Consider the following 2,036-nt stretch of genomic DNA (forward strand, 5'->3'; position numbering starts at 1 on the left):
CTCATAAAAATGACACATGCCGATGCCGCAGTCAAGCACAGAGACCGAACTTTTAGGTTTATAATAAAAGTGCACCAAGTTGCCCGAAACGAATGCTCTCCATGGTTGCGAATTTGTTGATGACGGAGCAAGACGCATCATCTCAAGTAAAGTACTTGCCGCCGGCGGCGATGGCAAAATCTCGCGCCTTACCGAGCAATCGGTGGGCTTTACATTGTATATCTGCACGATTTTGAGTAATTTTGCGTCATGACAAAAAAAGAATTTGAAAAAGGTATTAACAGCTATCGCAAGATAGTTGGGAATCATTTCGGCTATAAGAAAAGTGGGTACGTTAGCTATAAAATAGTCAACGGCTACTTTTTCTATATACTCCATCTTGTTGATACAAGCGTGGATTTGAAAGTTAAGCCTTTCTATGCAGATGATTTGTGGTGGGATATTTTCCAAATGCCAGAAAATAAAAAACCATTAAGTTTACGCGGAAATGGAGCGTTTGCTTTGTCTGGTGAACTTATAGGAGAATACCCGACATTTGTGGAGAATTGGAAAAATTATGAAGAGCAAGACTTTGAGAAGATTTGGACATCGGTTTTTAATAAAATCGAGGAAGAAATAGCAAATTTCATTTCTCAAAATCCATCGGCAGACCGATATATGCCCCAGGCTACGAATATGCGAGGTGATGTTTCATTAACTTATCTTATAGCCCTACTGCATAATCATAAAGAGCACAAAGTTGTAGAGCTTATTCAAGAAGCTCAAAAAAGTAATAAACGTTGCGGAATGTCTAAATGGATTGGAGATGAGGAAATAGATGGCTATTCGTTTGTTTTGAAGTATGCAAATTCAATGCTTTAATTCTTCAGACCGCCACCAAATACTACGCCTCCGTGATGAATCTGAAAGAGTTCTTTGCCGACAATCTCGGCCGCTCCTGCTGCGGCATCGTCGCCAACGCCCTCAACGACCGCTCATTTCGCCAGTCGCTCGTTCGTTAAAATGTATTTGCGCTTAATCCTTTATTTTAATTGTACTTTCAAATAACATTCTCCAATTTTTTCGTAGTCATAGGAAAGGATATATAATGTGTTGTCTGCCCCCAAAAACATACCTTTTCCATCGTCCGGCATAAATAGATACTCTCCGTTAAATCTGCTATCGCTAAAACTTGCAAACTCATAAAGATACTCGCCTTCCCATTGGCAGAAATATAAATCCAACCTCCAATCGCAGTCAAACTTGATTTGGGAAACATATACGGTTTTTATTGGCAGATACAGGCGTAGATTAAGTATCTCCTATCCGTTCTCCGTTCATACCATTGTACCACCAAACCGTAGCATCAAAATTGGTAGGCAAATGTAGATAACGATAAGAATGCACTAACTAAATTCAATAGCAACATACTACCGGTACTCTTTTTTGATAAGTTTAATGAACTCGGATTGATTTATAAAACGTATTTTGTTAACCTTTAATGCGGTATGCTAATTAAAGCATCCACTTATATTTGAATCAAGTTAGGAACTGACAGATTTGAGTAATTTATGTTCATAATTGCTCCATTGGAGAATGTGATGCCGTTTTGTTCCAAGATTCCGTGTTGGGCGTGGATATGACCGAAGAGATGGGCTTTAAGATGAAGGTCGGATAACTTCATCAATATCTCTTCAGATCCATAGTTGATATTATCATCAAAGTCAAGTATGCCGTATGCCGGAGAATGAGTTATCAAAACGTCAGTATTACTGGGAATTTTAGCATAGTTTCGGCTCTGACGTTCGGTTATGCAATCTTCCAGAAACATCGGAACACCATAAAACTTGACGCCATAAATCTCAATTCCTGAGTTGGAGAGTTGATGCACGTTGTCTGGTAGTCCGTCAATGTTGGCTCCATAGAGGCAATCGTCATGGTTGCCACATATAAAGATTTTATGTCTGTATGGCAAGTCACAAAACCAGTTGAGGAAATCAAGGGCCTCCTGTTCTGTGCCAACCATACAGAAGTCACCGGAATGTACTACCACATTG

General features: G+C 39.5%; 3 protein-coding genes. 1 reads left to right on the forward strand and 2 read right to left on the reverse strand.

The genetic code is table 11. The features are described from left to right. On the reverse strand, positions 1-228 hold a 228-nt coding region (locus tag JX312_RS12770), incomplete at its 3' end, for a nitroreductase family protein (RefSeq protein WP_204458297.1). 21 nt (positions 229-249) lie between these two features. On the opposite strand from JX312_RS12770, the gene JX312_RS12775 reads away from it, so the two are divergent. After that, on the forward strand, positions 250-861 hold the full coding sequence (locus tag JX312_RS12775) for a hypothetical protein (protein ID WP_204458298.1): 612 nt from the start codon (positions 250-252) through the stop codon (positions 859-861). A gap of 646 nt (positions 862-1,507) precedes the next feature. Here the strand turns inward: JX312_RS12775 and JX312_RS12780 are convergent. Beyond that, on the reverse strand, positions 1,508-2,036 hold a 529-nt coding region (locus JX312_RS12780; RefSeq protein WP_204458299.1), incomplete at its 5' end, for a metallophosphoesterase.

Origin of the sequence: Barnesiella sp. CU968 (genome assembly GCF_905219685.1) — a bacterium.
GTDB lineage: Bacteria > Bacteroidota > Bacteroidia > Bacteroidales > Muribaculaceae > Lepagella > Lepagella muris_A.